The 23,594-nt window shown below is 65.7% G+C and carries 18 protein-coding genes and 1 pseudogene; 12 read left to right on the forward strand and 7 right to left on the reverse strand.

Annotation, left to right across the window (positions count from 1 at the left end):
• Positions 1 to 22 precede the first annotated feature (22 nt).
• Together A1D30_RS21545 and A1D30_RS21550 are read left to right on the forward strand one after the other, a co-directional pair.
• Complete coding sequence (locus A1D30_RS21545; protein WP_063462776.1) at positions 23 to 1,303, forward strand: acyltransferase family protein; 1,281 nt, start codon at positions 23 to 25, stop codon at positions 1,301 to 1,303.
• The gene (locus A1D30_RS21550) at positions 1,293 to 2,645 is read left to right on the forward strand and encodes an MFS transporter (RefSeq protein WP_242421979.1); all 1,353 of its coding nucleotides are present in this window, start codon (positions 1,293 to 1,295) and stop codon (positions 2,643 to 2,645) included. Before A1D30_RS21545 ends, A1D30_RS21550 begins: the two co-directional genes overlap by 11 nt.
• 64 nt (positions 2,646 to 2,709) lie before the next feature.
• Here A1D30_RS21550 and A1D30_RS21555 read toward each other — a convergent pair whose 3' ends face one another.
• The gene (locus tag A1D30_RS21555) at positions 2,710 to 3,369 is read right to left on the reverse strand and encodes an NAD(P)H-dependent oxidoreductase (protein WP_063462777.1); all 660 of its coding nucleotides are present in this window, start codon (positions 3,367 to 3,369) and stop codon (positions 2,710 to 2,712) included.
• Positions 3,370 to 3,720: 351 nt separating this feature from the next.
• On the opposite strand from A1D30_RS21555, the gene A1D30_RS21560 reads away from it, so the two are divergent.
• Complete coding sequence (locus tag A1D30_RS21560; protein ID WP_063462778.1) at positions 3,721 to 5,922, forward strand: PAS domain-containing sensor histidine kinase; 2,202 nt, start codon at positions 3,721 to 3,723, stop codon at positions 5,920 to 5,922.
• 82 nt (positions 5,923 to 6,004) lie between these two features.
• Positions 6,005 to 6,676: an RluA family pseudouridine synthase gene (locus tag A1D30_RS21565; protein ID WP_063462779.1), complete on the forward strand. Its 672-nt coding sequence runs from the start codon at positions 6,005 to 6,007 to the stop codon at positions 6,674 to 6,676.
• A gap of 54 nt (positions 6,677 to 6,730) precedes the next feature.
• On the opposite strand, the gene A1D30_RS21570 is transcribed toward A1D30_RS21565, so the two are convergent.
• Positions 6,731 to 7,624, reverse strand: a complete 894-nt coding sequence (locus A1D30_RS21570; RefSeq protein ID WP_063462780.1) for an EamA family transporter — start codon at positions 7,622 to 7,624, stop codon at positions 6,731 to 6,733.
• Between the two features lie 86 nt (positions 7,625 to 7,710).
• Between A1D30_RS21570 and A1D30_RS21575 the strand changes: the two genes are divergently transcribed.
• The 4 genes from A1D30_RS21575 to A1D30_RS21590 all read left to right on the forward strand — a co-directional run bounded on the left by A1D30_RS21575 (position 7,711) and on the right by A1D30_RS21590 (position 11,483).
• Complete coding sequence (locus A1D30_RS21575; RefSeq protein WP_063462781.1) at positions 7,711 to 8,256, forward strand: MarR family transcriptional regulator; 546 nt, start codon at positions 7,711 to 7,713, stop codon at positions 8,254 to 8,256.
• A gap of 9 nt (positions 8,257 to 8,265) precedes the next feature.
• Complete coding sequence (locus A1D30_RS21580; RefSeq protein ID WP_063462782.1) at positions 8,266 to 9,039, forward strand: SDR family NAD(P)-dependent oxidoreductase; 774 nt, start codon at positions 8,266 to 8,268, stop codon at positions 9,037 to 9,039.
• A gap of 91 nt (positions 9,040 to 9,130) precedes the next feature.
• Positions 9,131 to 10,315 (forward strand): beta-ketothiolase BktB, encoded by a 1,185-nt coding sequence (gene bktB / locus A1D30_RS21585; RefSeq protein WP_063462783.1) that lies wholly within the window; start codon positions 9,131 to 9,133, stop codon positions 10,313 to 10,315.
• 184 nt (positions 10,316 to 10,499) lie between these two features.
• Entirely contained in the window at positions 10,500 to 11,483 is a 984-nt protein-coding gene (locus A1D30_RS21590; protein WP_063462784.1) for a tripartite tricarboxylate transporter substrate binding protein, read from the forward strand.
• A gap of 196 nt (positions 11,484 to 11,679) precedes the next feature.
• On the opposite strand, the gene A1D30_RS21595 is transcribed toward A1D30_RS21590, so the two are convergent.
• From A1D30_RS21595 to A1D30_RS21610, 4 genes are all read right to left on the reverse strand, one after another.
• Positions 11,680 to 12,117: a universal stress protein gene (locus A1D30_RS21595; RefSeq protein ID WP_063462785.1), complete on the reverse strand. Its 438-nt coding sequence runs from the start codon at positions 12,115 to 12,117 to the stop codon at positions 11,680 to 11,682.
• A 138-nt stretch (positions 12,118 to 12,255) separates the two neighbouring features.
• Positions 12,256 to 13,032: a 2OG-Fe dioxygenase family protein gene (locus tag A1D30_RS21600; protein ID WP_063462786.1), complete on the reverse strand. Its 777-nt coding sequence runs from the start codon at positions 13,030 to 13,032 to the stop codon at positions 12,256 to 12,258.
• A gap of 144 nt (positions 13,033 to 13,176) precedes the next feature.
• Entirely contained in the window at positions 13,177 to 13,713 is a 537-nt protein-coding gene (locus A1D30_RS21605; RefSeq protein WP_063462787.1) for a hypothetical protein, read from the reverse strand.
• A 253-nt stretch (positions 13,714 to 13,966) separates the two neighbouring features.
• Complete coding sequence (locus A1D30_RS21610) at positions 13,967 to 16,939, reverse strand: EAL domain-containing protein (protein WP_242421985.1); 2,973 nt, start codon at positions 16,937 to 16,939, stop codon at positions 13,967 to 13,969.
• A gap of 135 nt (positions 16,940 to 17,074) precedes the next feature.
• Between A1D30_RS21610 and A1D30_RS21615 the strand changes: the two genes are divergently transcribed.
• The gene (locus A1D30_RS21615; RefSeq protein WP_063462789.1) at positions 17,075 to 17,449 is read left to right on the forward strand and encodes a PilZ domain-containing protein; all 375 of its coding nucleotides are present in this window, start codon (positions 17,075 to 17,077) and stop codon (positions 17,447 to 17,449) included.
• A gap of 105 nt (positions 17,450 to 17,554) precedes the next feature.
• On the opposite strand, the gene A1D30_RS21620 is transcribed toward A1D30_RS21615, so the two are convergent.
• Positions 17,555 to 19,240 (reverse strand): long-chain fatty acid--CoA ligase, encoded by a 1,686-nt coding sequence (locus A1D30_RS21620; protein WP_063462790.1) that lies wholly within the window; start codon positions 19,238 to 19,240, stop codon positions 17,555 to 17,557.
• Between the two features lie 1,297 nt (positions 19,241 to 20,537).
• Here A1D30_RS21620 and A1D30_RS21625 point away from each other — a divergent pair.
• The 3 genes and pseudogenes from A1D30_RS21625 to A1D30_RS24975 all read left to right on the forward strand — a co-directional run.
• A pseudogene (locus A1D30_RS21625) lies at positions 20,538 to 20,897 on the forward strand (methyl-accepting chemotaxis protein); the annotation flags it as partial.
• A 65-nt stretch (positions 20,898 to 20,962) separates the two neighbouring features.
• Entirely contained in the window at positions 20,963 to 22,324 is a 1,362-nt protein-coding gene (locus A1D30_RS21630) for a PAS domain-containing methyl-accepting chemotaxis protein (RefSeq protein ID WP_063462792.1), read from the forward strand.
• A 4-nt stretch (positions 22,325 to 22,328) separates the two neighbouring features.
• A complete protein-coding gene (locus A1D30_RS24975) occupies positions 22,329 to 23,465 on the forward strand; it encodes a chemotaxis protein CheW (protein ID WP_199866026.1) in 1,137 nt (378 codons plus the stop codon).
• Positions 23,466 to 23,594: the final 129 nt, after the last annotated feature.

Raw genomic sequence — 23,594 nt, forward strand, 5'->3', positions numbered from 1 at the left:
TGAGGCTGCACAGTCGGTCCCTATGAATGGATCGACACCTTCCCCCAAGCCCGCCGCCCCAGGCCTGCGGCTCCATGCGCTGGACAATCTGCGCGCCGCCATGATGTGGCTGGGCATCGTGCTGCATGTCGCGGTGATTTACATGAGCCGCCCGTCCCCCCTGCCCTGGCACGACGACCAGGCCACCCCGGTGGCCGATCTGCTGGTCGCCGTGATCCATGCGTTCCGCATGCCGGTGTTTTTCATACTGGCCGGGTTTTTTGTGTCGCTGCTGGTGCACCGCCGGGGGCTGGCTGGCATGGTGCGCCACCGGCTGCGCCGCCTGGGCTTGCCGTTCGTGGTGTTCTGGCCTCCTCTGTTTGCGGCGAGCGCCCTGCTGGGCCTGGCGTTCCTGCATCGCATGGCCCACGGCACCTGGGGGCTGGACCGCAGCCTGATGCCCCAGAGCACCACCGTGACAACGGGCCCGAACACCATGCACCTGTGGTTTCTGTGGATGCTGCTGTGGCTGGCCATGCTGACGCCCCTGCTCTGGGCCGCCGTGCGCGCGCTGCCTTCCAGCCTGCAGCACGCCCTGGGGCGCATCGTCGCCTGGCTGGGCGGCACGCCGCCGGGCATCGTCGTGCTCACGCTGCCCCTGGCCTGGATTGGCGCCGGCTATGACCATGGCGTCGTCACACCCAACGGCTCCTTCCTGCCGCCGCTGGCGGAATGGCTGCACAACGGGCTGTTCTACGGCTTCGGGCTGTGCCTGTATGCGCAGCAGAAGGCATTGATGGCGCGCTACGAAAAGCACTGGCCTGTGCTGGCAGGCCTGGGGCTGGCCTGCTTTCTGATCACGGCCGTGCTGTCGGAGGTGCTGGCGCAGCCCGAGGCATCGGCCTTCGCGCTGGTGCTGGTCACCGGGGCCTTCGCCGACATCCTGGCCGCGCCCGTGTCGGCCACGCGGCACCTGCAGTTCTGGATGGCGCTGGCCTACAACTGCGCCTCCTGGCTGTGGAGCCTGGCCCTGATCGGATTCTTTCTGCGGCATGTGGCGCAGGCCCGCGCCTGGCTGGCCTATCTGGCCGACAGCTCGTACTGGGTGTACCTGGTGCACCTGCCCATGACCATCGGGTGGGGCGCCCTGCTGCACGGCCTGCCGATTCCTGTGCTGGCCAAGATGCTGATCAATGTGCTGGCCACCACCGCCCTGTGCCTGGCCACCTACCACCTGGGTGTGCGCTTCACCGCCGTGAGCCAGTTGCTCAACGGCCACCGCCACACCCGCCCACTTTCTGGAGAGACTGCCCATGCGACCTGATACCCCACCCCCTTCCGCGTCCACGGCCCCTGCGGGCCCGCCTGCCGACCCGCGCGCCGCGCTGTTCAAGGACCACAACTTCCGCTGGCTCACCAGCGGCGCCTTCCTGTCCATGCTGGGCGACCAGTTCACGCTGATTGCGCTGCCCTGGCTGGTGCTGCAGATGACCGGCGACACCCTGGTGCTGGGCACCGTGCTGGCCCTGGTCAGCGTGCCGCGCGCGCTGTTCATCCTGATCGGCGGCGCGCTGGTGGACCGGCATTCGCCCAAGCAGGTGCTGATGGTCACCAAGTACGTCAACCTCGTGCTGCTGGCCGTGCTCGCAGGGCTGGTGCTGGCCGGCAGCCTGGCACTGTGGATGGTGTACGCGCTGTCCCTGGGCATCGGGCTGGCCACGGCCTTCAGCATCCCGGCGGGTACGGCCATGATGCCAAACGTGGTGGCACGCCACCAGCTGCAGGCGGCCAACGGCGTGAACCTGGGCCTGCGCCAGCTCACGATGTTCCTTGGGCCGCTGCTGGCGGGCTTGTTGATCGCGCTGTTTGGTGATGCCTCGGCTGCCCCCGCCAGTAGCGAGGGCGGCGCGCGCGCCAATGCCACGGGCATCGGCATTGCGTTTGCGCTCGATGCGCTGAGCTTTGCGGTGTCGGCCTGGACGCTGGCCAAGGTGCAAACCCACGCAGGCAGCGCAGCCCCCGCAGCAGCGCCGCAGGCCGTGCTGGCGTCGGTGGCCCAGGGCCTGGCGCATTTCTGGCGCGATGGCGAGCTGCGCACCTGTTTTCTCTACTGGAGCGCGATTGCCCTGTTCATCATGGGGCCCATCCACATTGCGATCCCTGTGCTGGCCAGCAGCACGCCTGCACTGGGCGCCGCCGCGTTCGGCATCATCGTGGGCGCCCATGGGGCGGGCACGCTGCTGGGCATGGTGGTGTCGGGCATGCTGCCGCGGCTGCGCATCGGCAGCCTGGGCATGACCATCCTGGCGTTCGACGCGGTCATCGGTGCACTGTTCGTGCCCATGGGCCTGATCACCGCCGTGTGGCAAGGGGCGCTGCTGATGCTGGTGATTGGCCTGTTGGGCGGTTTCATGCAGGTGAGCGTGTTCACCTGGATCCAGCAGCGCGTGCCCCCGGCGCTGCTGGGCCGGGCGATGAGCCTGTTCATGTTCATCTTCATGGGCCTGGCGCCCATCTCTGCGGCGGTGACGGGCTGGGTGATGAAAAGCATCACGCTGCCCCAGCTGTTTGCGGCCAGCGGTGGCACGCTGGTGGTGTTGGCTGCGCTGGCCTGGGTGCTGACCCCCATGCGCCGCGTCACCGATACGGCGCCCGCCACGCGCTGAAACCCTGCGCGCACAAAAAAGGCCGGGCAACTGCCCGGCCTTTTTTTGACTGAAATCGAACGACTCAGACTTCGGTCACGAACTGCTCGCGGGGGCGGCGCACCTTCTTGAGGTTCACCAGCCAGTCGCCTTCATCGGCGCGGTAGCCCAGGGGCAGGATCGCCACGCTGCGCAGGCCACGGGCGCGCAGGTCCAGGATTTCGTCCAGCGCATTGGGGTCGAAGCCTTCCATGGGGGTGGAATCCACTTCTTCAAACGCCGCAGCGATCAGCGCAGCGCTCATGCCGATGTAGGCCTGGCGTGCGGCGTGCTGGAAGTTCACCTCCGCATCGCGCTGGGGGTACATGCCCAGCAACATCTGGCGGTAGTTTTCCCAGCCTTCGTTCTTGAAACCGCGCTGCTCATTCGTCAGGTCGAACATCATGTTGATGCGGTCGGCCGTGTAGTTGTCCCACGCAGCAAACACCAGCAGGTGCGAGCCGTCGGTGATCTGGGCCTGGTTCCAGGCGATGGGCTGGATCTTGGCGCGCACTGCGGGGTCGGTCACCACGATGATCTCGAAGGGCTGCAGGCCGCTGGAGGTGGGGGCCAGGCGGGCGGCCTCCAGGATGCGCTCGACCTTCTCCTGCGGCACCTTCTTGGCGGGGTTCATCTTCTTGGCGGCATAGCGCCATTGCAGCTTGTTCAGCAGGGGTTGGGCGGCGGTGGTGTCAACGGGGTTCATGGCAAGGTTTCCTGAAATCGGCAAAAGGGGTTGGGCAAAGAAAAAGCGGATGGTTGAACTGTAGAGACCCGGCTTTCTTTGAGTAAGCCCCGCTGCGGAAAAGGATTGTTCGCAATCGGTCAACAATCGCCCCCATTTCGCCCCCATTTCGCCCCCTATTCCGCCCCCCATTCCGCCCGGCAACCCGCAGACACCCAGCGCCCGCAGCCTGCGGGCGTACACTCGCAGCCATGCGTTCTGGCCCACAGCATGGCGCGGTGTGCACCCGCCCTCCCCGCCCCACTTCCTGCCGCACTTCCTGCCGCACTTCCTGCCCAATTTCCCGCTCCATTCCCTGGCCGCGCCCGCCCCATGACTGAACCCGATCTGTCCTTCCTGGACCCTTCAGGTCGGCGGCCCACCCCGGCCGAAAAGCACCCGCTGCCCCCCACCGCCCCGGCCGAAGGCCTGGTGGCCGAGCTGCGCGCCTACCAGGCCGAGCTGGAAAACCAGAACAAGGTGCTGCGCTACAGCCAGACGGTGGCCGAGAGCGCCTACGAACGCTTCGAGACCCTGTTTGCCAGCGTGCCCCTGGCCCTCATGGTGGTGGACGAACACGACATGGTGGTGCAGGCCAACTCGATGGCGCACCGCTCCTTCCAGCCCACCGAACGCGACCGGCCGCTGACCGCCCTGATGCCCTTTGTGTGCCCGCAGGACGCCGCCCGCGTGCGCGAGGTCTTTGCCCAGGCGCAGGACCTGGGGCACAGCGAAGCCAAGGAGGTGGTGTTCCTCATCAACGCCACCAGCCGCATCACGGGCGATCTGCACATCGCGCACATCGAGGCGCCCCAGACCAGCGGCGCGCCGCTGTCGCAGTATTTGTGCGCGGTGATCGACCAGGGCCCGCTGCTGGCCGAGCGCCAGGCGCTGCAGCACAGCGCAGTCACGCTGCAGCAGCGCAACGAACAGCTGCACGCCAGTGAAAAGCGGCTCGAAGCCGTCATCAACTCGGCGCTGGACGCCATCATCTGCGTGGACCAGCACCAGCGCATCACCGTGTTCAACCCCACGGCGGCAGCGCTGTTCCAGTGCGCTGCCAGCGACGCGCTGGGCAGCACGCTCGACCGCTTCTTGCCCGACGCGGCCCAGGCCCTGGCGTTTGCGCAGCTCACCACGCAGGCGCTGCTGGGCGAGATGACGGCATTGACCGCGAGCGGCAAGGAGCTGGCCGTGGAGGTGAGCGTGTCGTTCGAGCGCCATGCAGAAAGCGTGGGCGGGGGCGAGACCACCACCGTGTTTGCGCGCGACCTGACCGGCCGCAAGAAGGCCGAGGCGCACCGCAATGAGCTGGAAGCCCAGCTGCGCGAGTCGCACAAGATGCAGGCCGTGGGCACCATGGCCGGGGGCATTGCGCACGACTTCAACAACATCCTGGGCGCGATCCTGGGCAACGTCGAACTCGCCAAGGCGGACTGCACCGCAGGTTCGCCCGTACTGGAGAGCCTGCTGGAGATCGACAAGGCTGGCCGCCGCGCACGCGACCTGGTGCGCCAGATCCTCACCTTCAGCCGCAACGAGCCCCCGCAGCGCTCGGCCGTGTCGCTGGCCGAGGTGGCGCACGACACCGAGCGCCTGCTGCGCGTGACCCTGCCCCCCGCCATCGAGCTGCACATGCAGTTGCAGGCAGGCCTGCCCCCCGTGCTGGCTGACGCCACCCAGGTCGAGCAGGCCCTGCTCAACCTGTGCACCAATGCCGTCCACGCCATCCAGGGCCAGGGCGGAGAGCGCGGCAGCATCCATGTCGAAGCCGCCACGGTGCAGCCCGACCAGCGCCTCTCCGAACGGCTGGGCCTGGCGCCCATCGACTATGTGGCCCTGACGGTGCGCGACAGCGGCCCCGGCATGGATGCCGCCACGCTGGAGCGCATCTTCGAGCCCTTCTTCACCACCAAGCCCGTGGGCCAGGGCACGGGCCTGGGCCTGGCCGTGGTGCATGGCGTGATGCGCACGCACGAAGGCGGGGTGGACGTGCAAAGCACGCCCGGCCAGGGCAGCCGGTTCACGCTGTACTTTCCAGTCGCCACCGGCCAGGCCCCCGCCGCACCAACGCCCGCCCCGGTAGCACCGGCTGCGCCCGCAACGCTGCCAGCCACCGAAGCAGCCGCCCCCACACCGCGCCAGAAGCCCCATGTGATGTACGTGGACGACGACCAGGCCCTGGTCTTTCTGGTGCAGCGCCTCTTGCGCCGCCGGGGCTACGAGGTGAGTGGCTTCACCGACCCCCACGAGGCCACGGCCGCGCTGCGCGCAGCGCCCCAGCGCTACGACCTGCTGGTGACCGACTACAACATGCCCGGCTTCTGCGGCGTGGACCTGGTGCGCGAGGCGCGCCTCATCCGCCCCGGCCTGCCCGTGGCCCTGGCCTCCGGTTACGTCACGGCCGAAATCGAGCAAGCCGCGCTGGCCGAAGGCGCGCAGGCGCTGATCCACAAGCCCAACGACGTGGAAGAACTGTGCGCCACGGTGCAACGGCTGATCGCAGACAACGCAGCAGGCGATGGCGTTGCCTGATTCCATTTCCAAATCATTCGTGTCTAGGCGCGAAGCCGCAGGCAGTGCGGTAGCACGACAAGGCGAAGCAACAACGACACGGATGATTTTGAATTGGAATGAGCCCCTGGCAGGCGGCGTGCAGGCGGTGTACGAAGACGCCGACCTGCTCGTGCTGCAAAAACCCGCAGGCTTGCTGTGTGTGCCCGGCCGGGGCCCCGACAAGCAAGACTGCCTGAGCGCCCGCGCGCAAGAGCGCTGGCCCGGCGCCCTCATCGTGCACCGGCTGGACCAGGCGACCTCGGGCCTGGTGCTCATGGCGCGCCACATCGACGCACAGCGCCGCCTGAGCCACGCGTTTGCCGAGCGCCAGGTGCACAAGCGCTACCAGGCGGTGGTGCAGGGGCTGCTGGGCCCGGCAGAGCAAACGTGGCAGGAGATCGACCTGCCCATCGCCGCCGACTGGGAGCGGCGCCCGCTGCGCGTCATCGACCCCGCCCTGGGCAAGCCCAGCCTCACCCGCTGGCGCCCGCGGGCCCAGGACCCGGTGGCCGGGACCACCCATGTCGAGCTGGAGCCCGTCACCGGCCGCACCCACCAGTTGCGCGTGCACCTGGCGGCCATCGGCCACCCCATCCTGGGCGACGCGCTGTATGCCGACGCGGCCACCCAGGCGCAGGCCCCGCGCCTGCTGCTGCATGCCAGCCACCTGGCATTCACCCACCCTGGCACTGGCGCCTGGCTGGCGCTGGAGTGGGCCGCAGAATTTGAATGAAATAGGCTGCTACCGCGCGCCCATAAAGCGCAAGCAGCTATCAATTCAGAAGCATCAACTTGCCGCTGGTGTGGTCGGCCGCGACATCGCCCACTGCACCGCCAGCACGCTGGCCAGCACCACCAGCATGCCCACCAGCGACAGGCCGCGCATGGCCTGCCCCAGCAGCGCCCAGCCCAGCACCACGGCCGTGACGGGGCTGAGCAGCAGCAAGGACGACACGGCCACCGAAGGCAGCCGCGCCACCCCCCGGAACCACAGCGCATACGACAGCAACGCGCCCACCAGGCTCAGGTACAGGTAACCCGCCACATGCGTGGCGGTGAGCACGGGCAGCGGCGGGTCCACCACCCAGGCCACGGGCGCCAGCATGATGCCGCCTGCCAGCAACTGCCAGCCGGTGAAGGCCAGCACCGGCAGGTCCGACCGCCAGCGGCGCGACCAGAAGGTGCCCGCCGCCATGCACAGCGTGCCCACCAGCGCGGCGGCCACGCCCACCATGTCCCAGCGCGCGCCCGGCGACAACAGCAGCGCGGCCATGCCGAGCACGCCCAGCGCCCCTGCGGCCAGTGCCACGGCCGGGGGGCGGCGGTGGTCCAGCGCCCAGGCCAGCCCCATCACCACCAGCGGCCCGATGGCGCCCACCACGGCCGCCACGCCGCCCGGCAGCCGGTAGGCCGCCACAAACAGCAGCGCCTGGAAGACGCCGATGTTCAGCGCCGCCAGCACCAGCAGGCGCCACCACCCGGCCCAGTCGCCCCAGGCGGGCCAGCGGCGGCACCACAGCACCAGCAACAGGCCCGCAGGCAGCGTGCGCAGCAGTGCGGCGGTGAAGGGCCGGTCGGGCGGCAGCAGCTCGGTGGTGACGATGTAGGTGGAGCCCCAGATCACCGGGCCCACGGCGGTGGTCAGCGCGTCCATCCAGGGGGTATTGCGGGCGTTTTGCATGCAATTTTTATCTTCAATTCAAGATAAAAAACTCTACCATACAATCTTGAAATCAAGATAAATCATCCGCAACCCCTGCTTCCACCATGGCCACCCAACGCCCCCCCGACGCCGTGGACGCCATCCTCGACCAATGGCACCGCGAACGCCCCGACCTCGACGTGAGCCCCATGGGGCCGATTGGCCGCATCAAGCGCTGCACCGCGCTGCTGGAGCGCCGGCTGGATGAAACCTTTGCCGAGTTCGGCCTGAGCTTCTGGGAGTTCGACATGCTGGCCACGCTGCGCCGCTCGGGCGCGCCCTACTGCCTGGCGCCGACCACGCTGTTCTCCACGCTCATGGTCACCTCAGGCACCATGACGCACCGCATGGGCAAGCTCGAAGCCAGCGGCTGGATCGAGCGCCTGCCCAATCCCGCCGATGCGCGCAGCTCGCTGGTGCAGCTCACCCCGGCGGGCCTGGCACTGATCGACCGTGCGGTGGAAGCCCATGTGGCCAATGAGCACCGCATCCTCGCGCCGCTCAAGGCGGCCGACCTGGCGGCGCTGGACGCGCGGCTGTCACTGCTGCTGGCGGCACTGGAGTCGCCTGCGGGCCCACAACAGCACGTGGACATGCGTACTGCGCAGTAACATGGCGGGATGCCTCATAACCACCTCTATCTCCTCACCGGCGCCTCGCGCGGCATGGGTCTGGCCATGGCCCAGCAGCTGCTCAAAAGCGGCAACACGCTGATCTGCATCGCCCGCAGCACCAACCCCGATCTGGCCGCCGAGGCCAAGGCCGCAGGCGCCACGCTGGAGCAGTGGCAGCAAGACCTGTCGCAAGGCGAGCAGGCCGCGCACCAGCTGCAGGCCTGGCTGCAGGCCCAGGGCCCGCAGGCGTTTGCCAGCGCCACCCTCATCAACAACGCGGGCGTGATCCCGCGCATTGCGCCGCTGTCGGCCAGCGCCAACCCGCAGGATCTGGCCGACCTGGCCCATGCGCTGCGTGTGGGGCTGGAGGCGCCCATGCAGCTCACCGCCGCCTTCCTGGGCGCGACGGACGCCTGGACGGTGCCGCGCAAGGTGCTCAACATCTCCTCGGGCCTGGGCCGCCGGGCCATGGCGTCACAAGCCGCCTACTGCGCGGCCAAGGCGGGCATGGACCATTTCACGCGCTGCGTGGCGCTGGACGAGGCCCTCAAGCCCCATGGCGCCAAGGTATGCTCGCTGGCGCCCGGTGTGATCGACACCGACATGCAGGTCCAGCTGCGCGGCGCCGACCCAGCCGCCTTCCCCGATCGCCAGAATTTCGCCAACCTCAAGACGGGTGGCCAGCTCACATCGCCTGCCGACGCCGCCACCCGCGTGCTCGCCTGGCTGGAGCGCGCAGACTTCGGCACCAACCCCGTGGCCGATGTGCGCGAGGCGTGAGCCTATTACTCCTGTTTTTATAGCTACCAATGCATGATGGACGCGCGGAAGCGGCCATTTTTATTCATATTTTTTCAACAAGGACCTCCCCATGACCCGTGAAGTCGTCGTCGTCAGCGCTGTGCGCACCGCCATTGGCACCTTTGGTGGCAGCCTCAAGGACATCGCCCCCACCGACCTGGGTGCGCTGGTCGTCAAGGAATCGCTGGCGCGCGCCAGCGTGGAAGGCAAGGACGTGGGCCATGTGGTGTTCGGCCATGTGGTCAACACCGAGCCCAAGGACATGTACCTGTCGCGCGTGGCGGCCATCAACGGCGGCTGCGCCGAAGGCACGCCCGCGTTCAACGTGAACCGCCTGTGCGGCTCGGGTCTGCAGGCCATCGTGTCGGCTGCGCAGGCCATCCAGCTGGGCGATGCCGACGTGACCATCGGCGCAGGTGCCGAGGTCATGAGCCGCGCGCCCTTTGCGAGCCTGAACATGCGCTGGGGCGCCCGCATGGGCGACACCAAGATGGTGGACATGATGATCGGCGCGCTGCACGACCCCTTCCACACCATCCACATGGGCGTGACGGCCGAGAACATCGCCGCCAAGTGGGGCATCAGCCGCGAAGACCAGGACAAGCTGGCCGTGGAAAGCCACAACCGCGCCGAACGCGCCACTGCTGCGGGTTACTTCAAGGACCAGATCGTGCCGGTCACGCTCAAGTCCAAGAAGGGCGATGTGCAATACGCCACCGACGAGCACTTCCGCCCCGGCGCCACGCTCGATGACTTCGCCAAGCTCAAGCCCGTGTTCGTGAAGGAAAACGGCACGGTGACGGCGGGCAACGCCTCAGGCATCAACGACGCGGCCGCTGCCGTGGTGCTGATGGACGCCGCTGCCGCCAAGGCCCGTGGCGCCAAGCCCCTGGCGCGCCTGGTGGCCTACGCCCACGCGGGTGTGGACCCCAAGTACATGGGCATTGGCCCCGTGCCCGCCACGCAGCTGGCGCTGAAGAAGGCCGGGCTCACCGTGGCCGACCTGGACGTGATCGAGGCCAACGAAGCCTTTGCCGCGCAGGCCTGCGCCGTCACCAAGGACCTGGGCCTGGACCCGGCCAAGGTCAACCCCAACGGCTCGGGCATCTCGCTGGGCCACCCCATCGGCGCCACGGGCGCGCTGATCACCGTGAAGGCCATCCACGAGCTGCAGCGCGTGCAGGGCCGCTATGCGCTGGTAACCATGTGCATTGGCGGCGGCCAGGGCATTGCGGCGATCTTCGAGCGCCTGTGATTTATTGAGCGTGGCGGTGGTTGCCATCGCCAGCGGCGATGCTGCCACCCGCCATTGGCAAGGCGGGCGCCGCCGGTGATCAGCGATCATTGGCGCCCGCTGGCCCTGAGCCTGGCTGCCGCCATGCTGCATGGCCCCACCCGCTGCCTGCGCATCCCACACAACGACGGAGACTTTGCTCACCATGATTCGCACCCTGCTTTCCTTCACCGCCCTGGCCTTCGCGATGGGCACCACGGCCCACGCCCAGGCGCCCGCACCGGCTGCGGCCTATCCCACCAAGCCCATCCGCCTGATCGTGCCCTTCCCGCCCGGCGGCGGCACCGACATCCTCTCGCGCCTGGTGGCCACCAAGCTCACCGAAGGCGCCAAATGGACCGTGGTGGCCGACAACAAAGCCGGCGCAGGCGGCACCATCGGCATCGGCGAAGCCGTGAAGGCCGCACCCACCGGCTACGACATCGTGATGGGCCAGAAGGACAACCTGGTGATCGGCCCCTGGCTGTACAAGAACCTGCCCTGGGACCCGACCAAGGATCTCACGCCCGTGGCCCATGTGGCGTGGACGCCCGTGGTCATCGCCACCAGCATCAACTCCAAGTACAAGACCCTGGCCGACGTGGTGGCCGCCGCCAAGGCTGCGCCTGGAACCATCACCTATGGCTCGCCCGGCAACGGCACCTCCATCCACCTGGCAGGCCACCTGTTCGAGCAGGCGGCGGGCGCCAAGCTCAGCCACATCCCCTACAAGGGCTCCAACCCTGCGCTGATGGACGCGCTGGCGGGCAATGTGGACCTGCTGGTGTCCTCGCTGCCCTCGGCCATGGGCCAGATCAAGGCGGGCAAGCTGCGCCCGCTGGCCGTCACATCGGCCAAGCGCAGCTCGTCGCTGCCCGATGTGCCCACCGTGGCCGAGTCCGGCTTCAAGGACTTTGACGTGAGCACCTGGTATGGCGTGTTTGCCCCCGCTGGCACGCCTGCCCCCGTGGTGGCCACGCTGAATGCCGAGGTCAACAAGCTGCTGGCCACGGCCGACATGAAGGCCGCCATCCAGGCCCAGGGCGCCGAGCCCGAAGCCATGACATCGGCCCAGTTGGGCGCCCTCCTGAAGAAGGAATACACGCAGTGGAAGGGCATTGTGGAAGCCTCTGGCGCGAAGATCGAGTGACCCCCTGAGTCGCCTGCGGCGCCTTCCCCCTGAAGGGGGACGCACCCGGTGGCCTGGCGGAGCCAGTTCCACGGGTGCACTGGCGCCTTGGGGCGTGCCTGTTCCACGCGCAGTGGGCTGCGGGTAGTGTTCCGCGTTATCGAAAACTGAAATGAAAACGGCTCCTTTCGGAGCCGTTCTTCATGGGGGATGGCGCTCAGTCGCGCACGACCAGCACGGGGATGTGCACCACGCCCAGCACGCGCTGGGTGACGCTGCCCAGCACCAGCTTTTCGAGGCCCCGGCGGCCGTGCGATCCCATCACGATGAGGTCGGCGCCCGAGGCTTCGAGTGCGCGCAGGATGCCGTCATGCACGGCATGGCCCTCGCCCACCAGGGCGTTGGCCTCCACGCCCGCTTCGGCCATGGCTTTTTTGGTGGCATCCAGGGCCGCATTGGCTTCGGACATGGCGGCATTGATGTACTGCGCCTGCCCGTAGGCAAAGTCGGCGCCCACGCCGGTGAAGGGATAGGGGTCGATCACATACACCGCTGTCACCGCGCTGCCGAAGGTTTTGGCCAGGGCTGCGGCCTTGGAAACGGCCAGCATCGAGGTCTTGGAGCCATCGACGGGAACCAGAATGTGCTTGAACATGGTGCTACTCCTTAAGTGAAGGGTGGGACCAGGCTTAGAACCTGTTCAGGATCTTTGGCCTGACCATGGACACAGTGTGAACTGCCACCATACCCCGCATCTTGATTCGCATCAAATCGGGCGCACTCGCACCTGTTTTCAGGCGGCCGGGCCCTGCCCCACCACATCTGCACCCTGGAAGTTGCCACGCCGGCAGGTCACCACCAGTGTGTCGCGGTGGCCGCCCGCAGCCACGGGCTGGATGGGGGTGGATTCGTGGATCATGCGGGCATCGTCCAGCAGCAAGAGCGACCAGGGCTCGGTGAGCGTGAAGCGCTGGCCGCTGGGGCCGGTGGCTTCGAACACGCGGGTCTCGCCGCCCTTCACACCTTCGCGGCCCACCAGGAACACCGCCACCAGGTCCACGCCGTCGCGGTGCGCGCCCTCGGGCGTGGGGCGGCCAATGCCGTCGGTGGTGTCGATGCGGAACTGGTGCGCCTCCACAAACCAGGGGGCGGGTGCGTCCGGCCCGGCAAACACGGCGTCCGACACGCCCGCCAGCGCCGCCAGCAACTGCTGCCACACCGGGCGTGCCACGGTGGCGGGCTCCATGGGCGCAAACCAGCGCTCCATGCCCCCATGCAGCGCGTTGTATTCCACCGGCTGCCAGTGCGCGCGGTGGGGCGCCTGCTGCACCTGCCCGCCCTGCACCACAAAACAGGCATGGCGGCGGCGGCGGTAGCGGCCACCGTCTTTCAGAAATTCATCGGGTGGCAGCGCGGCCCAGTCGCTGCTCAGGGCCATCAGCGCGGGCAGATCGCAACCGATCCACTCGGCCACGGCCGCCGGGGATAACACGGCGTAGCCGCCCTGGCGCAGCTGGCTGGCGACTTCGGAAGGGGTGGTGAACGGGGGGGAAAAGGTGACTTGGGCCATAGGGGCCCGAGCTTAACCGCAGGCGCAAGCCCGCGATCTGCGATGGCGCAAGGAGAGGACGGGAGCGAGCGCCGCCCCGCCGTACCCCCGCCGCGCGCAGCCGCTCAGACCAATCCGCCAGGCGGCTCAGGCCGCTCAGGCCGCTCAGTCCCTGTGGCCATGGCCCTTGCCACGGCCTTCGCCCCGCTCTCCGCGATCACCCCGGTCATCGCCCCGCCCATGGCCGCGACCATGGTCACGGTCATGTTTGCCGCCGCCGTGGCGGTGGTCGTCGTCCCAGCGGCGGTCGTCACGCCCCGGGTGATGGTGGTGCTTGGGGCCCTTGCGTGGCGGGGGCTCCTGCACAAAGTACACGGGCTGGTTGCAGGCGTTGTAGCGGGCGCAGTGTTTGCCCCAGTTCTTGGCGTGGCCCGGGGGCACATACAGGTAGATCGGTGCGCGGGGCACCACCACGGCCGGGCGGTGGATGATGACGGGCTCGGCGTAGATCAGGGGCGGTGGTGGCGCATTTCCGATGTTGATGCGGCCGTACACGCCCGGCGCCAGCTCGCCACCCACGGTGGCGTTGATGTAGGTCTGGGCCTGCGCCCCGCCTGCGGCCACCAGCAGCAGCGCGGCAGCAGAGCCGCACACCCGGTGGCAAAGGGTGGTGAATCTCGTGGAGGTGGTTGTATTGGTCATGGGGAACTCCGAAAGGCAGGCCCTGCCGGGTGCACGCACTGCGCGCAAACCACCCGGTGTGCGGGGCCAGGGTGGCCGCACTGATCGCGCAGCCTGCCGTACCTTACCCCTTGGAAGACCGCCGGAATGTCAGCCAATGGCGACACATCCAGCCAGGCAGCAGTTTATTGAAAAAAACAGCCCTCTCCGCGCATCCATCAATGGTTTTCAGCTATCAAAACAGGAGTTTTCAACCCACGCCCACCACAAGCCTTCATGGCACCACCACATGCGCGGCAGCGGCCGCCTGCAGGGCCTCCGCCGGGCCCGGGCGCCCGAACAGGTAGCCTTGCCAGGTGAGGCAGCCCAGGCTGATCAGCATGTCGCGCTGCTCGCAGGTTTCCACGCCTTCGGCAATCACGCCCAGGTCCATGCTGTGCGCCAGCGTGACGATGGTGCGGGCGATGCTGGCGTCGTCGGCATCGGTGAGCAGGTCGCGCACAAAGCCCTGGTCGATCTTGAGCTGGTCCAGCGGCAGGCGCTTGAGGTAGCTCAGACTGGAATAGCCCGTGCCAAAGTCGTCGAGCGAGAAACCCACGCCGTGGCGGCGCAATTGCTCCATGCGCTCGATGGTGTCCTCCACGTCGTCGAGCAGCAGGGTTTCGGTCAGCTCCAGCTTCAGGCGGCGGGGGTTGGCGCCGGTTTCCTCCAGCACGCCCAGCACCTCGTCCACAAAATGGCTGTGGCGGAACTGCCGCGCACTCACGTTCACGGCCAGCGTCCAGTGCGCGGTGCGCTCGTCCTGGCCCCACGCCACCAGCTGCTGGCAGGCGGTGCGCAAGATCCAGGTGCCCAGGGGCACGATCAGGCCCGAGGCCTCGGCCACGGGGATGAACTCGGCGGGCGACACCAGGCCGCGCTGCGGATGCTGCCAGCGCACCAGGGCCTCGGCGCCCACCACGCCCTGGTGCGCGTTGATCTGCGCCTGGTAGTGCAGCAAAAAATGGCCATCGCGCAGCCCCTCGCGCAGCCCGGCCTCCAGCAGCGTGCGCGCCGTCACATCGGCCTGCGTGCGCGGGTCAAAAAACCGCAGGGTGTTGCGCCCCGCGCCCTTGGCCTGGTACATCGCCATGTCGCCATGCTTGAGCAGCTCGTCCACCGAGCCCCGTGCGTCGGCATACAACGCAATGCCGATGCTGCACGCGCTGTGGTGCGACAGCCCGCCCAGCAGGTAGCTCTGGCTCAGCGCCGCCAGCACCGTGCGGCCCACGGTTTCGGCCTGGGCGGCGGCTTCGGCGGCATGGGGGCTCAGGCCCTCCAGCAGCACGATGAACTCGTCGCCCCCCAGGCGGGCCACCGTGTCGCCCATGCGCACGCAGCCCGACAGGCGGGCCGCCACCTGGCGCAGCAACTGGTCGCCCAGCTCGTGGCCCTGGGTGTCGTTGAGGTCCTTGAAGTTGTCCAGATCGACAAACAGCAGCGCCCCGCCCGTACCCGACCGCGCGCTGGCCGCCAGGCTGTGCTGCAGGCGGTCGGTCATCAGGCGCCGATTGGGCAGGCCGGTGAGCGGGTCGTAGAAGGCCAGCAGGCGGATCTCTTCCTCGGCAGCCTTGCGGCTGGAGATGTCGGTCTGGGTGCCCACATAGTGCGTGACCTCGCCTTCGGGCGAGCGCACCGTGGTGATGGTGATCCAGGCGGGGTACTCCGTGCCATCCTTGCGCCGGTTCCACACCTCGCCCTGCCAACTGCCGGTGGTGCGCAGCGCGGTTTTCATGGCGGCATAAAAGGCTGCGTCCTGCCGGCCCGAGTGCAGCAGCCGGGGCGTCTGCCCCACCAGCTCTTCCACCGCATAACCCGTGAGGCGCGCATAAGCCTGGTTGGCCTTGAGGATGCGCTGGTCCGGCCCGGTGACGATCATGCCTTCGAACGACTCGAACACCGTGGCGGCGATCTGCAGCGACTCTTCGGCCTTGCGCCGCTCGGTGATGTCGGTGGAGATGCCACACAGCGCATGGACGCTGCCGTCGGCGTGGCGCAGCGGGATCTTGATGGACAGGTAGACCCGCGTCTCGCCCGTGACCAGCTGGGTGTTCACCTCCTCGGCCTCCAGCGTCTCGCCATCCTCCAGCACGCGCCGGTCGTTGGCGCGCAGCTGCGCGGCCGTGGCGGCATCGAACACGGCCGTGTCGTCATGGCCCACCACCTCGCTGGCCGCCTTGCCAAACAGCTTGAGCGTGTGGTGGTTGGCGTACTGGTAGCGGTAGTCCCGGCCCTTGATGTAAATGAACGCGCCCACGCTGTCGAGGATGGTGGCCAGCTTCTGCTCGCTGTCCTGCAGGTGGCGGGTGCGCTCTTGCACCTGACGGCGCAGCACCAGCGCAGTCAGCGCCGCCAGCAGGCCAAACACCAGCAGCCCGCCCAGGCTCCACCACACCAGGGGCGACATGCCCCCTTCCTGCGCCTGCACGCCCCAGCGGCGCAGCACCTCGGCATAGGCCGGGTCGGCGCCGCTGCGCCAGTCCTGCACCGACCGGTCGATGGCCGCCAGCACCTCCGCGTTGCGCCCGGGGGTGGTGGCAAAGAACAGCGTGGCGGGCTGGAACACGATGCCCGAGTCCGTCACGCCATAGCGAACCGAATGGAAGTTGCCAAACAGGTGGTTGGCAATCACCGCATCGGCCTCGCCACGCTGCACCAGCGCAAAGGCTTCGATCAGGCTCGGAGCATCCACCAGCGACACCTGGATGCCAAAACTGTCCATCATGTTGAGGAAGGTGGCGCGCTGCACCGAGCCCTTGAGCACCGCCACCCGCTTGCCCTGCAGGTCAAACAGCGAGTGGATCGCACTGCCCTGCGCCCGGTAGATCTGCGACCAGCTGTGCAGCACCGGCAGGGCATGGAAGTCGTACAGCGCCTCGCGTTCGGGCGAACGCGCCACGTCGGGCATCAGGTCAAGCCGCCCGGCGCGCAACGCCTCCAGGCAGTCCTGCCAGTTGCAGAGCACAAACTTCAGCGTCCACTGCTCGCGGTCGGCCACCAGCTGCAGCAGGTCCACAAAAATGCCCGAGGCCTTGCCGTCCTCATCAACAAACACCTTGGGCTCGTTGGAATACACCCCCACCCGCAGCTCACGCGGTGCCGCAGACGCACTGATCGCACCGACGCCTACCCACAGCAGTGAGATCACCACAACCCATCGCAGCACGCCCGCAGCGTGGCGATTGAACTGGTAAACGCCTGGACCCACGGCCTGACTCCATCCATCAATGGCGGAAGCCGCATGGTAACGAAAGCCTGCCAAAAGCTCCAAAGGCAATCTGACCGGGTGAGGGTTGGAGTAGCATGTGCCCACCACGCCTCGCTCAGGAGACAGGAGACAGCAATGCCCCATGAACGCCGCCACTTTGTCCGCGTCAGCTTTGATGCACCGGCCCTGCTCACCACCTCCCACGATGCATTCAGCGTGCATGTGCTGGACCTGTCGCTCAAGGGCGCACTGATCACCGTGCCCGCACAGGCCGAGCTGGAGCCCGGCATGCTCTGCCAGATCACCATCCCCCTGGCCGAAACCGGCAACCACATCGCCATGTCCACCGAGGTGGCCCATGTGCACGGGCTACACACCGGCCTGCTGTGCCGGGGCATCGACCTGGACAGCGTGACCCATCTGCGCCGCCTGATCGAGCTGCAACTGGGCGACCCGGCCCTGCTGGAGCGCGACCTGGGCGAGCTGACCATTGCGTCGGCCGCGTCCTGACACCACGCTGCCGCCCCCAAAAAGAAAGGGCTGCACCACCGGCAGCCCCACCTTCGTCTCTTTCAATCACCCACGGGACTGCGGGCCCCGCCAACTTGCCAGCGGCTACGCCGCTTCCTGCTCCTGCAGCGTGCGCCACATCACCTTGCCGCTGCCACTCTTGGGCAACGCGCTCACAAACTGCACGATGCGCGGCACCTTGTACACCGCCATGTTCTCGCGGCACCAGTCGATGATTTGCTGCTCGGTCGTGTCCTGGTGGCTGGCGCGCAGCACCACCACCGCCTTCACCGTCTCGCCCCGGTAGCTGTCCTTGGCCGCGATGATGCAGGCCTCCTGGATCGCGGGGTGGCGGAACATCAGCGCCTCCACCTCGGCGGGCCACACCTTGAAGCCGCTCGCATTGATCATGCGCTTGAGCCGGTCGGTGAGGAAGAAATAGCCGTCCTCATCCATGCGCCCCAGGTCGCCCGAGCGGAAGAACCGCTTGCCCTCGAACTCGATGAAGGCCGACGCCGTGGCATCGGGCCGCTTCCAGTAGCCCTCGAACACCTCGGGACCATGGATGATGATCTCCCCCTGCTCGCCCATGGGCACCTCCTGCATGGTGTCGGGGTCGATCACCCGCGCATCGGTGCTCATGAACGGGATGCCCAGGCACTGCTGCTTGGGGTTGTCGGGCGGGTTGGCGTGCGACGGGGCCGCCGTCTCGGTCAGGCCATAGCCTTCGGCATAGCGCAGGCCATAGTGCTCCAGCAGGCGCTGCGCCACCGCCTGGGGCATGGCCGCCCCACCACCGCCGATGTAGGCCAGGCTGGAGAGGTCATAGCTTGCAAAGTTCGGGCTGCCCAGCAAGTCGATGACCATGGTGGGGATGTTGGTCCAGGTGGTCACCCGGTAGCGCGAAATCAGGCGCCCGGCCAGGTCGCGGTCCCAGCGGGGCATGATGACCAGCGTGGCGCCGCAATAGATGGACGTGTGCATCACGCTCACCATGCCGGTGATGTGGAACATGGGCACCACGGCCAGCGTCACGTTGTCGGCCGAGCCATTGCCCCACAGGCTGCTGGCCACCGCGTTGTGCATAACGCTTTTGTGCAGGTGCATGCAGCCCTTGGGCAGGCCCGTGGTGCCGCTGGTGTAGGGCAGCAGCGCCAGGTCGTGCGGGCCCACCGCCAGCGCCGGAGGGGTGTCGGTGCAGGCGATGGCATCCACCCACGCATGGGCCTCGCCGCCATCCAGCACGGGCAGCGGGTGCCGTGTGCCCAACCACTCCCCCCAGGCCTCGGGCGGCGCATCGGCGCCCGTCACATTGACATCGAACGCATCACTGAACTGCGTCACCACCAGGTGCGCCAGCCGTTCGGACGGGTGCAGCGCATTGCTCGCCTTGGCCATCTCCGGGGCCAGGTCGCCCGTGGTGATCGCCACCTTGGTGTCGGGGTCGGTGATGTAGTGCTTCAGCTCCTCGGCCCGGTTCATGGGGTTGACCGGCACCACCACCGCATTAGCACGCAGGATGCCAAAGTGCGCCATCACCAGCTGCGGGCAGTTCTGCATGCACAGCACCACCCGGTCGCCGCGCTGCACACCCAGGCTGGCCAGCCGCGCCGCCACCCGCTCGGCCCCGGCAGCCAGTTGCGCATAGGTCACGGTGCTGCCAAAGAAGACCAGCGCGGGCTTGTCCGGGTAACGCCGGGCGTTGGTGGCCAGGTTGTCCCACAGCGAGGTGGCGGGCAGGGTGATGGCATGCGGCAGGCGGCGGGGCCAGAACTTGTGGTGCGGACGCATAGGGCAGACAGTCTCCTTGTGCCCACAAGCCTAGAGACCGCAAGGGGCGCAGGCAATGGGGATGGCCCGGTTCGGCGTCACCAAAGTGACCATGCAGCCGCACCGAATAACTCGGCATGGGCGAACGTCTGGGCCGCATCGAGCATAGGGTTCTGGAAGAGTTGAAGGCCTGACCCAGGCTGATCTGAGTCATTCACAGTCCAGTGCTTGAATCACAGCAGCCGCCAAACCGGTCGTTGAACGCCTCGCATCTTGAATGGCTTCGCCCCCTAGTACCAAGGAACCCGTTTGCGTGGCCGCCTAGCGGCTCGAATGATGGGATCGACTCCTCCGTTTGTTTGCACGAAATTGGCGCACTGGTCTTCATTGGCGCAGGGACTAGGTCTTCAAACGAAAGGAGTCCGACATGCACGCCACTGATGTCGCTGTCGACTTGGCCATAGCCGTTTGAATGCGCGTAGGCGAAGCAAGCACAACAAGGCCACCTGCGCGCAGGCCAACAAGTTAGCGCTCATTTGCTATGCGACGTTGCGCGATCACAAACCGTTCGATGAAGCAGCTTCGTTGAGCAATGAGGAGAGCCATCAGAGCCTTGCGATGCCCGACTGAATCAGTACAACTGGTCAGCACGCCAGAACAGCAGTTTCTTAATCACCTGCCACGGGGTTGATCGACCATCATGGCGAATCGGTTCCCCCCCTCGCACTACGCCAATAACACTCTTGGCAGCTTGCCTGCCGCTTGCAACGTATGGCGACGGGGTGACGCAGATTCCATGTCGGCACGGACCACCCCAGAGTCCACCACAGATGCCAGATATACGACTACAGGCTTTTTTCCCGCTGGTCCCCGATCGGTCAGGCTCTTGCTGTTACGGGAGCATCCCCACACCACCGGTTCTGAGCGCAACCATGTACTCATGTCGATCCACCATGGACCGTCACGGCCTACTGGAAGTCCAGTCCTTGCTTTCGATGGCACTTGGAAATTTCGAAAAAAATGACACAAATGAAAATTTCCAAAAAACCATCAAAAAATCATTTTTATCATTACAATGACGTTATCAACTTAAGCCACGCCTACCCAAGCTCATGAAATCTCCCTCAATTTCGCCCCTCTTCCTCTCCCAAGATTGGGTTGAGCAGCGTTTCATTGGCATCACGGCATGCTCCGATTCGAGGACTGCAAGATGAGCAATCTGAAAATTTCCACCCGCTTAGTCGCTCTCCTTGGAGTGCTGTGTTGCCTGGTCTTGCTGGTTGGAGGCATTGGTCTTCTGGGTATGGGCCACTCGAACAACCAGCTGGCGATGAGCGCATCCACTGTGGCAGGTCAGGGCGGCGACGTGGTGGCCGAGGTGGTGACCACCATGAAAGGCATCAACGACAGCAGCAAGAAGATCGCCGACATCAAGGCCGGCACCACCATGACCGAGGTGGTGGGTGCCATCCGCCGCGTGACCGACATCATGGGCGAGATCAGTGCCGCCAGCAGCGAGCAGAGCACTGGCGTATCGCAGGTGGGCGAGGCTGTGACGCAGATGGACCAGGTCACGCAGCAGAACGCGGCTTTGGTGGAAGAAATGGCCGCGGCCGCCAGCAGCCTGAGCCACCAGGCCCAGGCCCTGGTGGGGGCCGTGGCGGTTTTCAAGCTGGATGCGCGAGCGTTTCCCAGCAATTAATCCCCGGAACAATGCCCAATCCACCCTCGGAGACTCTTTCCATGACTGTTCAACATCTCAGTAACTCTGACTACACGTCTTCGGGTTCTGATGCACGAGCTCAGGCGCTGTATACGGCCGTAAACCGCGTCCAAGCGGTCATTGAATTCTCTCTCGATGGGAGAGTTCTGCATGCGAATGACAACTTTCTGCGCACCTTTGGCTACTCACTGCAGGAAGTCGTGGGCCAGCACCACAGCATCTTCTGCGCTCCGGATTTCGTCAAGTCTCACGAGTACATAGCATTCTGGGATCGATTGGAGAGGGGTGATTTCCATGTGGGAGAGTACAGAAGGCTGGACAAACAAGGTAGAGAGGTCTGGATACAAGCGTCCTACAACCCCGTTTTGAACGCTGAGGGGCGGCCTGAAAGCGTGGTCAAGTTCGCCACTGATATCACAGCCGAAAAAGTGCGAAATACAGAATTTGAGGGAAAGCTCGAAGCACTTTCGCGCTCTCAAGCCGTCATTGAGTTTGACATGCAGGGCAACGTTCTTGAGGCCAACCACAACTTCCTTCGCGCCTTGGGCTATACGCTGCCAGAGATACAAGGCAAGCACCACAGCATGTTCTGCACGGCCGCTCTAGTGAAGTCCGCCGAGTACCGCAACTTCTGGGCCTCCCTGTCGCTGGGTGAGTTTCAGAGCGGGCGTTACATGAGGTTGGGTAAACATGGGGCTGAGATTTGGATACAGGCCACCTACAACGCCATCATGGATGCGGAGGGTAAGCCGTACAAGATCGTGAAGTTCGCCATGGACGTGACCGAACAGGTTCAACGAGAACAGATGATTCGAGAAAAAGTGCCTGAGATAACCTCTGTGCTAAATCAACTTTCGGGGACGACCGACGGTGTCGCAAATAGCTCCCAAGAGTCACTAGCGCTCGCGCTATCGGCTCAGGAAGAAGCCTCTGGTGGCACGGTTTTGCTACAGCGCTCCCGAGAAGCTACCAGGCAGATTCAAAATGCGTCGCGCAGTGTCAATGACATCGTGGATACCATCCGCGAAATTGCCAGCCAAACCAATCTCCTGGCCTTTAACGCTGCTATCGAAGCAGCCCGTGCCGCTGAGCATGGGCTAGGTTTCTCTGTCGTGGCAGACGAAGTTCGCAAGTTGGCAGAAAAGTCCTCCTCTGCAACCAGGGGCATCAGTCAGTTGATGACAGAGACCCTTCTGCGCATAGAAGAGGGCAGCAGGATCTCCGAGCAAGTCGAGGATGTTTTTTCGCGAATCGTGCGCGCAGTAGGCAATTCGTGTGAAGCGATGAAAGATATCCACAAGGCCTCCGTTCAGCAGGCTCAGGCAACGCATAGCGCTGCACAATTGCTGTCAGAGTTAGATGGGTCGACGAGAGTGGGCTAGGCCGATGTCGAAATCACTGCCGCTGCCGCAGCACAAGTCAAATCGGTATGCACTTGTTTGTACGGCAGGCATTACCTTAGCTGTTGCCGTTGAAGAGGTCGGCCAGGCTTTTCCGCTCGATGGAAAAGCCGCCCATCTTCCGCGCCGGGAGCGCGCTCTGCTTGGGGTGTGCCAGCACCGAGACCTAGTGGTACCAATAGTAGACCTCGCTTGTTGGGGTAGCCTGCGGCAGATGGACCCTATGGGGTCTAACGCGCAGGTACTTATCCTGCAGAAGTCGGGGATGATGACAAGCATAGCCATTGAGCGCACCGTAGGCATCGTTGAGGTGGCGCCCGAGGGGTTGACTCGAATACATCATGACAACTCCACTGACGAGCTATTCCACAGCGTGTTGCAAGTTCAGGGATTCTCTACGTCCGTTCCCTTGCTGGACACTGAGCATCTTCTAAAGCTGACTCAGGTATGGGTACAAGAACGGCCAGCTATCAATCAGGCACTCGGCCCCGCTTCTAACCCAGATCAGGAAAATCCACAGAGGGGCAACTCGAGCGCTGCTTCACGTACTTTCACAGAGGCCCACGTCGTGTTCGAGGTGGGCGGATCACGTTTTGCCCTGCCGGTTCAATCGGTGGGCACGTTGATGACGACACCTCCCATACAAAAGTTACCTGCCCTGGTGAATGGCCTGCATGGAGTACTTGCCTGGGGGCGGCGCAAGGTGCCAGTGGTGCGCATCCACCACGTCCTGGGGCTTGAACCGCCACTGCCCAACGCACCGCTTGAATCAAGGTTGCTCGTCGTTTGCACGGCAGGTGAATCGCTTGGGGTATTGGTAGACCACATAGTGTCAGTACAGCGGTTCGAATCAAGTAGGCTGCAGCCTTCAGGTACCCCGCTCGGCACCAGCGTGGTACCGGGACACGGTGATGCAGTCGGGCGCCCTATACAGTTGTTGTCGATAGAAGGACTGCTCAGCGCTATGCCCGTGGGCGCCATCGGCGCTGATCCCCAAAGGGAGAAATCTGAGCGCGACCAAGGTGGCCCGCTCTCCAGTGGGGAGAGTGTCCTCGGAGATCAAGGCGATGGTGAGTCGGTTGTTTCACCAGAGGCCAACCTGGTGAATCGCCCCGGGTTTTGAGGAGGCTCTTTTCTCTGAGAGGATTGAGCCATGAAGAAGTCAAACAAGTTCTCGCCTGAGGTGCGTGAGCGTGCGGTGAGATTGGTGCAGGAGCACCGGGGGGAGTACCCATCCCTTTGGGCAGCCATC

Source organism: Acidovorax sp. GW101-3H11 (assembly GCF_001633105.1).
Lineage (GTDB): Bacteria > Pseudomonadota > Gammaproteobacteria > Burkholderiales > Burkholderiaceae_C > Acidovorax.

Bases quoted from the DNA above. Each gene is read 5' to 3' on its own strand.
- A1D30_RS21545 (WP_063462776.1), top strand. From the start codon at position 23: ATGAATGGATCGACACCTTCCCCCAAGCCCGCCGCCCCAGGCCTGCGG.
- A1D30_RS21550 (WP_242421979.1), top strand. From the start codon at position 1,293: ATGCGACCTGATACCCCACCCCCTTCCGCGTCCACGGCCCCTGCGGGC.
- A1D30_RS21555 (WP_063462777.1), bottom strand. From the start codon at position 3,369: ATGAACCCCGTTGACACCACCGCCGCCCAACCCCTGCTGAACAAGCTG.
- A1D30_RS21560 (WP_063462778.1), top strand. From the start codon at position 3,721: ATGACTGAACCCGATCTGTCCTTCCTGGACCCTTCAGGTCGGCGGCCC.
- A1D30_RS21565 (WP_063462779.1), top strand. From the start codon at position 6,005: ATGATTTTGAATTGGAATGAGCCCCTGGCAGGCGGCGTGCAGGCGGTG.
- A1D30_RS21570 (WP_063462780.1), bottom strand. From the start codon at position 7,624: ATGCAAAACGCCCGCAATACCCCCTGGATGGACGCGCTGACCACCGCC.
- A1D30_RS21575 (WP_063462781.1), top strand. From the start codon at position 7,711: ATGGCCACCCAACGCCCCCCCGACGCCGTGGACGCCATCCTCGACCAA.
- A1D30_RS21580 (WP_063462782.1), top strand. From the start codon at position 8,266: ATGCCTCATAACCACCTCTATCTCCTCACCGGCGCCTCGCGCGGCATG.
- bktB (WP_063462783.1), top strand. From the start codon at position 9,131: ATGACCCGTGAAGTCGTCGTCGTCAGCGCTGTGCGCACCGCCATTGGC.
- A1D30_RS21590 (WP_063462784.1), top strand. From the start codon at position 10,500: ATGATTCGCACCCTGCTTTCCTTCACCGCCCTGGCCTTCGCGATGGGC.
- A1D30_RS21595 (WP_063462785.1), bottom strand. From the start codon at position 12,117: ATGTTCAAGCACATTCTGGTTCCCGTCGATGGCTCCAAGACCTCGATG.
- A1D30_RS21600 (WP_063462786.1), bottom strand. From the start codon at position 13,032: ATGGCCCAAGTCACCTTTTCCCCCCCGTTCACCACCCCTTCCGAAGTC.
- A1D30_RS21605 (WP_063462787.1), bottom strand. From the start codon at position 13,713: ATGACCAATACAACCACCTCCACGAGATTCACCACCCTTTGCCACCGG.
- A1D30_RS21615 (WP_063462789.1), top strand. From the start codon at position 17,075: ATGCCCCATGAACGCCGCCACTTTGTCCGCGTCAGCTTTGATGCACCG.
- A1D30_RS21620 (WP_063462790.1), bottom strand. From the start codon at position 19,240: ATGCGTCCGCACCACAAGTTCTGGCCCCGCCGCCTGCCGCATGCCATC.
- A1D30_RS21630 (WP_063462792.1), top strand. From the start codon at position 20,963: ATGACTGTTCAACATCTCAGTAACTCTGACTACACGTCTTCGGGTTCT.
- A1D30_RS24975 (WP_199866026.1), top strand. From the start codon at position 22,329: ATGTCGAAATCACTGCCGCTGCCGCAGCACAAGTCAAATCGGTATGCA.